7 protein-coding genes are annotated in these 6,499 nt (G+C 71.4%); 2 read left to right on the top strand and 5 right to left on the bottom strand.

Annotated elements, in window-relative coordinates; all coding sequences use genetic code 11:
* Positions 1–21: 21 nt before the first annotated feature.
* On the bottom strand, positions 22–549 hold the full coding sequence (locus tag J5X75_RS16410; RefSeq protein ID WP_208468275.1) for a hypothetical protein: 528 nt from the start codon (positions 547–549) through the stop codon (positions 22–24).
* A gap of 56 nt (positions 550–605) precedes the next feature.
* On the opposite strand from J5X75_RS16410, the gene J5X75_RS16415 reads away from it, so the two are divergent.
* Entirely contained in the window at positions 606–1,304 is a 699-nt protein-coding gene (locus J5X75_RS16415) for an SIMPL domain-containing protein (protein ID WP_208468276.1), read from the top strand.
* A 7-nt stretch (positions 1,305–1,311) separates the two neighbouring features.
* On the opposite strand, the gene J5X75_RS16420 is transcribed toward J5X75_RS16415, so the two are convergent.
* Genes J5X75_RS16420 through J5X75_RS16435 form a run of 4 tightly spaced genes read right to left on the bottom strand, consistent with a single transcriptional unit; the run spans position 1,312 to position 5,117 of the window.
* The gene (locus J5X75_RS16420) at positions 1,312–2,085 is read right to left on the bottom strand and encodes an ABC transporter ATP-binding protein (RefSeq protein ID WP_208468277.1); all 774 of its coding nucleotides are present in this window, start codon (positions 2,083–2,085) and stop codon (positions 1,312–1,314) included.
* Positions 2,082–3,119, bottom strand: coding sequence for a FecCD family ABC transporter permease (locus tag J5X75_RS16425; protein WP_208468278.1), 1,038 nt, complete (start codon positions 3,117–3,119; stop codon positions 2,082–2,084). Before J5X75_RS16425 ends, J5X75_RS16420 begins: the two co-directional genes overlap by 4 nt.
* Positions 3,120–3,121: 2 nt before the next feature.
* Complete coding sequence (locus tag J5X75_RS16430; protein ID WP_208468279.1) at positions 3,122–4,132, bottom strand: FecCD family ABC transporter permease; 1,011 nt, start codon at positions 4,130–4,132, stop codon at positions 3,122–3,124.
* Positions 4,113–5,117: an ABC transporter substrate-binding protein gene (locus J5X75_RS16435; RefSeq protein ID WP_208468280.1), complete on the bottom strand. Its 1,005-nt coding sequence runs from the start codon at positions 5,115–5,117 to the stop codon at positions 4,113–4,115. Before J5X75_RS16435 ends, J5X75_RS16430 begins: the two co-directional genes overlap by 20 nt.
* A 287-nt stretch (positions 5,118–5,404) precedes the next feature.
* Here J5X75_RS16435 and J5X75_RS16440 point away from each other — a divergent pair, with 287 nt between their 5' ends.
* Complete coding sequence (locus tag J5X75_RS16440; protein ID WP_238488267.1) at positions 5,405–6,418, top strand: glycoside hydrolase family 11 protein; 1,014 nt, start codon at positions 5,405–5,407, stop codon at positions 6,416–6,418.
* The last annotated feature ends 81 nt before the right edge of the window (positions 6,419–6,499 follow it).

Here is a 6,499-nt window from a genome sequence, read left to right on the forward strand (position 1 = left end):
GGGGGGGGGGGCCCCGTTCGGCTATTCGCAGGCCTCGAAGGCGTTCGTGATGTAGGTGATCCGCCCGGAGCCGTCCGCCCGGTCGCCGGCCCACATCATCGGCGGCTCCTTCGGCGTGGTGATCCAGTACTTCTGGAAGACGTCGTCCCACCGGGCGGTCGCGCCGGGGATGGTGCGCAGCGCCTTCCGGACGGTCGTCGCGGTCGTCACGTCGTGCGGCAACCGGACGCCGTCCGGCAGCCGTCCGGCGCCGACGGTCCAGCCCACCAGGCGGTTGCCGGTCGGTGCCAGGGCGACCGTCAGCGCTCCCCAGAAGAGATGGCGGCGCGGCTCCGCAGCCGGGTCGAGTTCGCAACCGTCGCTCCGCACGACCCGGTCCGGTGCGCCCAGGGCCTCGCGCAGCACCCGTTCCGCGCGCCGGGCCGAACCGCCGACCTCGACGCCGCCGACCGCCACCGATGTCAGCTCCAGCGGGCGACCGCTCCACAGCGCCACCACGGCCGGGGCGTTGAACAGGGCCGCGACCAGGATCGAGCGCCTCGCCGTCATGTGCCCACCGTAGCGATGAGCGCGTAATTCGTACCAAAAATGGTTTTAATGAGGAAATGCTGATATCTCGTGTCGCGGCCCCGGTGGCCGCGCTGACCACCCTCTTCGCGCTCACCGCCGGCCCGGCCGTCGCCGCACCGGCCCGGGACAGTGTCACGGTCACCGGGACCGGCGCGGTGTACGGCGAGCCCGACATCCTCGTCGCCGACTTCGCCGCCGAGGCCGCCGCGCCCACCGTCGGCGAGGCGCTGGAGCGCGCCAGCGCGGCGGCCACCCGGATGCGCGACACGCTGGTCGGCTCCGGCACGGCCCCGGCCGACCTGCAGACCTCCCACGCCGACATCGGCGCGCAGCGCGACGACAAGGGGAAGATCACCGGCTACACGGTGACGCAGGGGCTCACCGCGAAGATCCGGGACCCGAAGAAGGCCGGGACGCTGCTCACCGCGGCCGTCACGGCGGGCGGGGACGCGGCACGGCTCAACGGCGTGTCGTGGGCGATCGACGACGACACGGCACTGCTCGCCGAGGCGCGCCGGAAGGCGTTCGCCGACGCCGAGGGCAAGGCCGAGCTGTACGCCGGAGCGGCCGGCCGGAAGCTGGGCCGGGTGGTCCGGGTGAGCGACGTGCCCTTCGACGGCGGGGAGCCCGGCGTACCGGACCGGAAGTTCGCCGCGGACGCCGCGATGCCGGTCGAGCCGGGCCGGCAGCAGCTGACCGCGACCGTCACCGTGGAATGGATCCTGCTTCCCTGACGCCCGGTCAGGCGGGCACCACGATCGGGGTTCCGGCGACCGGGTCGTCGACGATCACGCAGGCGAGGCCGAACACCTTCCCGACCAGCTCGGCGGTGATCACCTCGCCCGGGGCGCCCTCGGCGACGATCCGGCCGTCGGCCATCGCGATGATGTGGTCGCAGAAGCGGCTGGCCAGATTCAGATCGTGCAGGACCGCGACGATCGTCCGGCCGGACTCCCGGTTCAGGGTGCGCAGCAGCCGCAGCAGTTCCACCTGATGGTTGATGTCCAGGAAGGTGGTCGGCTCGTCGAGCAGCAGCAGATCGGTGTCCTGGGCGAGCGCCATCGCCACCCAGACCCGCTGCCGCTGCCCGCCGGAGAGCTGGTGCAGGGGGCGGCTCGCCAGGTCGGCGGTGCCGGTCGCGTCGAGGGCGCGGGCCACCGCCTCGTGGTCCTCGCCGGTCCACCGGCGGAACCAGCCCTGATGCGGGTAGCGGCCACGGGACACCAGGTCGGCGACGGTGACGCCGTCCGGCGCGACCGGCGACTGCGGCAGCAGCCCGAGCACCTTGGCGACGTCGACCGTGCTCATCGCGGACATCGGCGTGCCGTCCAGATGGACCGCGCCGGCCCGCGGCTTGAGCAGCCGGGCCAGGCCGCGCAGCAGGGTGGACTTGCCGCAGGCGTTGGCGCCGACGATGGCGGTCACCTTCCCGTCCAGGATGTCGACGTCGAGGCCGCTCACCACGGCCCGGTCGTCGTAGCCGAGGGTGAGGCCCTCCGCGCGCAGCCGTGTCATCCGCCGGCTCCTCTCCGGTTCGTCGTGGCGAGCAGCCACAGCAGGTAGGGTGCGCCGACCGCGCCGGTGACCACACCGGTCGGCAGCGGCGCCGGCATCAGGTGCACGGCGATCAGGTCGGCGGTGAGCAGCAGCGCCGCGCCGGTCAGGGCGGCCGCCGCGATGCCGCCGGTGGCCGGGCCGAGCAGCCGGTTCGCGACCGGGCCGGCGACCAGCGCCACGAAGACGATCGGGCCGGCCACCGCGACGGCGAGCGCGACCAGCAGGACGGCGGTGGCGAGCAGGGCGGCACGGCTCAGCTCGGTACGCGTACCGAGCGCCCGGGCCGTGTCGTCGCCGAGTTCGAGCGCCCGCAGGTGCCGCTGCAACAGCACCGCGACCGGCAGCAGGACCGGCAGGGCGTACAGGAGGATGCGCAGTTCGCTCTCACTGGCCTGACCGACCGAGCCGGTGAGCCAGTGCATGGCCTGCCGCGCCTCGGTCAGTTTCGCGCGGCTCAGCACGTACCCGACCAGGCCGTCGAAGAACGCGGCGACCCCGATGCCGATCAGGATGAACCGGTAGCCGCTGACCCCGTCGCGCCAGGCGAGCAGGTACATGAGCAGGGCCGCGAGCAGGGCGCCGCCGAGGGCGTACGCGCACACGGCCAGCCCCGCCGCCTGGAGGAAGACGATGCCGCCGACCGCCGCGAGGCTGGCGCCGGAGGTGACGCCGACGAAGTCGGGGGAGGCCAGCGGGTTGCGCAGCAGCTGCTGGAAGACGGTGCCGGAGGCGCCGAGGGCGAGCCCGACCGCGAGCCCGGCGCCGGCGGTCGGCAGCCGCAGGCCGCGGACCACGAAGTCGACGCCGGGGTTCGACTCCAGATGCAGGACCGAGACGATCACCTGCCCGGCGGTGAGCCGGAAGCTGCCCACCATCATGGTCAGCACGAACAGGGCGGCCACCAGCAGGGCCAGGACCGTGGTGACGACGGCGGCCCGGACGGATCGCCGGCGCCGGGTCACCCGCAGCACGTCGAGTGTGGCGACGGACATGGTCAGGCCTCCGTGAGCCGGGCGTAGCGGACGATGCCCACGAAGACCGGCGCGCACAGCACCGCGAGGACCACCCCGACCTGGAGCTCGCCGGGCGCGCCGGCCACCCGGCCGATCACGTCGGCGAGCAGCAGGACGACCGGGGCGAGCAGCATCGAGTAGGGCAGGATCCACCGGTAGTCCGGTCCGCACAGGAACCGGGCCAGGTGCGGCACCACCAGGCCGATGAAGACGATCGGCCCGCACGCCGCGGTGGCCGCGCCGGCCAGCAGCGCCACCAGGGCGAACGCGGCGGCCCGGGTGAGCCCGACGCGCTGGCCCAGGCCGCGGGCCACGTCCTCGCCGAGCGCCAGCCCGTTGAGCGCGCGCCCGCAACCCAACGACAGCAGTAGTCCGAGCAGCAGGAACGGGGCGACGCCGGTGAGGATCGGCGCGTACCGGCCGGCCAGCGATCCGACCTGCCAGAACCGCAGCTCGTTGAGCGCGTCCACGTCGGTCATGATGATCGCCGAGGTGACCGAGAGCAGCCCGGCCGTGACGGCCGCGCCGGAGAGCGCCAGCTTGACCGGGGTGGCGCCCTCCCGGCCCATCGACGCGATCGAGTAGACCAGCACGGTGGCGGCGGCCGCTCCGGCGAACGCGAACCAGACGTAGACGCCGATGCCGCGGATGCCGAGCACCGTGACGGCGAAGACCACGCACGCGGCCGCGCCGGCGTTGATGCCCATGATCCCGGCGTCGGCGAGCGGGTTGCGGGTCACTCCCTGGAGGATGGCGCCGGCTACGCCGAGCGCGGCCCCGGCGAGGATCCCGAGCAGCGTACGGGGTACGCGCAGCTCGAGCGTGACGGTGCTGGTGATCGTCTGGTCGCCGCCCAGGTTCCCCAGCGCCCGCAGGACGTCCGGCAGGTCGATCGACCGGGAGCCCTGGGTGACGCTGAGGAACGCGACGGCGGCCAGGATGGCGCAGAGTACGACGAGCCCGAGGGCCCGCTCAGGAGCCGATGTTCTCATCAGCGCCGTTGATCGCGGTGGTCAGCTTCTCCAGTTCGGTCGCGAAGTCGCCGTAGGTGTGCAGCCAGTACGCCGGCCAGGAGACGACCGCGCCGGCCTTGGCCGCCTTCACCTCGAACCAGGTCGGCTGCTTCCTGCCGAACTCGGCGTTCAGCGTGTCCTTGTAGGCGCGCCCGTCCCAGAGGATCAGGTCGGGCTGGTACTTGTCGGCGTTCTCCCAGCTCAGCGTCTCCCAATACGGGAAGTCGGCGTCCGGCGTCGCGGGGTTCATCACCTTGAGGCCCCAGCGCTGGAAGTCGAGCAGCTCGGGGGCGTACCGGGGGTTGGCGACGTACACCTTCTCGTCGGTCGGGGACATCCCGGCCGCGGTCAGGTTCGGCTTCGCGGCGGTGGCCGCCTTGAACGCGGCGACGGCCTTCTCGTACCGCTGCTTGTTCTCGGCGATCTTCGGGTCGTCGACCTTGGCGCCGAGGCTCTTCGCCAGCGCCTCGTAGCCCTCCGCGAGGTCGGCGATCGACTCACCCTGGGTGACACCCACGATGGGGGCGAGCTCGGTGAGCTTCTTGCTCTTCTCGTCCACTCCCTCTTCCAGGCCGGAGTACGCCTTCTCGACCGGCCACCAGTCACCGACGATCAGATCGGGGGCGAGGGAGGCCGCCTTCTCCACGTCGATCTTGCCCCACTCCTCGCCGAGGATCGTGATCCCGGCCAGGTCGAGGTTCTTGAGGTTCGCGTCGGTCTTCACCGGCTCGTCGGCGTAGATGCCGACCGGCCTGATCCCGAACGACATGAGGGCGGCCGCCTCGCCGGCGTGCGCGATGATCCGGGTGGGGGTCTTCTCGGCCGTCACGGTCTCGCCGTTGCCGCTCTTGAAGGACCAGGGGCCGGCCGCCGCGGGAGTATCGGGTTCATCGGTGCCGCCGCCACAACCGGCGAGCAGCACGCCGACTGTCGCGACGGCCAGGATCGAACGCCAGGTGTGCATCGGGGGGCCGTCCATTCTCACGCGGATCGTCAGTTAGGGAAGGCTAACCATAGTTCAAAGGATTTGCATAGCCGAGTTCCGAAAGTTCCGAGACCGTCCGATGCGGATGCATCCGGCGTACTGTCCAGGACTTACGCGAATGCCTGTTGAGGTCGATCTCGGTATTTACGAAACTTCCCCGAAAGTTGTTGACACGGTTAGGGGTAATGACGAAGCTCAATTTCGTAACATTCCCGTCCCCGTGGGGCTGCTTCCCCGACAGCCCCTCAAGAGGAGGAAAGGCCCACATGTCCGAAGAAATCCCCCGTCGGCGCGGGCGTGTCCGCCTGCTGACCGCCGCTCTCTGCACCGCCGCGATGGCGATCGCCGGGGTCTCCGTGGCCACGGCCGCACATGCCGAGGCCGACCGGACGGTCAGCTCGAACACCACCGGAACCCACAACGGCTACTACTTCTCGTTCTGGAAGGACAGCGGCAACGCGAGCATGACGCTGCGTGCCGACGGCCGGTACTCCAGCAGCTGGGACCGCAGCACCAACAACTGGGTCGGCGGCAAGGGCTGGGCCACCGGCACCCGCCGGACGATCACCTACTCGGGCACCTACAACCCGGGCAACAACAACACCTACCTCGCCCTGTACGGATGGACGCGCAGCCCGCTCATCGAGTACTACATCGTCGAGAACTTCGGCAGTTACAACCCGAGCAGCGGCGCCACCCGGATGGGCACGGTCACCACCGACGGCGGCACCTACGACATCCTGCGCAGCCAGCGGGTCAACGCGCCGTCGATCGACGGCACCCAGACGTTCTACCAGTTCTGGAGCGTCCGGCAGTCGAAGCGCAGCTCCGGCACCATCACGATCGCCAACCACTTCGACGCGTGGGCCCGGGCCGGCCTGAACCTCGGCACCAACCACAGCTACCAGATCATGGCGACCGAGGGCTACCAGAGCCAGGGCAGCTCGGACATCACGGTCCGCGAAGGCGGCACCACGACCCCGACCAGCCCGACCACGCCGCCCCCGGGCGGCGGCGGCAACTGCACCGCCACCCTGTCGGCCGGCCAGCAGTTCGGTGACCGGTTCAACCTCAACGTCGCGGTCAGCGGCACCAGCAACTGGAACGTCACCCTCAACCTCAACGGCGGCCAGAGCATCCAGAACAGCTGGAACGCCGCGGTCAGCGGGACCACCGGGTCGGTCACGGCCCGGCCGAACGGCAGCGGCAACAACTTCGGCGTGACCATCATGGCCAACGGCAACTGGACCTGGCCCACCGTCACCTGTACCACGAGCTGATCCCCCGATCGGGACGCGGCGGCCCCCCCGCCCCCCCGGCCCCCGCGGGGGGGGGCGGACCACCACCCGTGGGGGGCGGGG

The organism is Actinoplanes flavus (assembly GCF_017592555.1).
GTDB lineage: Bacteria > Actinomycetota > Actinomycetes > Mycobacteriales > Micromonosporaceae > Actinoplanes > Actinoplanes flavus.

Bases quoted from the DNA above. Each gene is read 5' to 3' on its own strand.
- J5X75_RS16410 (WP_208468275.1), bottom strand. From the start codon at position 549: ATGACGGCGAGGCGCTCGATCCTGGTCGCGGCCCTGTTCAACGCCCCG.
- J5X75_RS16415 (WP_208468276.1), top strand. From the start codon at position 606: ATGCTGATATCTCGTGTCGCGGCCCCGGTGGCCGCGCTGACCACCCTC.
- J5X75_RS16420 (WP_208468277.1), bottom strand. From the start codon at position 2,085: ATGACACGGCTGCGCGCGGAGGGCCTCACCCTCGGCTACGACGACCGG.
- J5X75_RS16425 (WP_208468278.1), bottom strand. From the start codon at position 3,119: ATGTCCGTCGCCACACTCGACGTGCTGCGGGTGACCCGGCGCCGGCGA.
- J5X75_RS16430 (WP_208468279.1), bottom strand. From the start codon at position 4,132: ATGAGAACATCGGCTCCTGAGCGGGCCCTCGGGCTCGTCGTACTCTGC.
- J5X75_RS16435 (WP_208468280.1), bottom strand. From the start codon at position 5,117: ATGCACACCTGGCGTTCGATCCTGGCCGTCGCGACAGTCGGCGTGCTG.
- J5X75_RS16440 (WP_238488267.1), top strand. From the start codon at position 5,405: ATGTCCGAAGAAATCCCCCGTCGGCGCGGGCGTGTCCGCCTGCTGACC.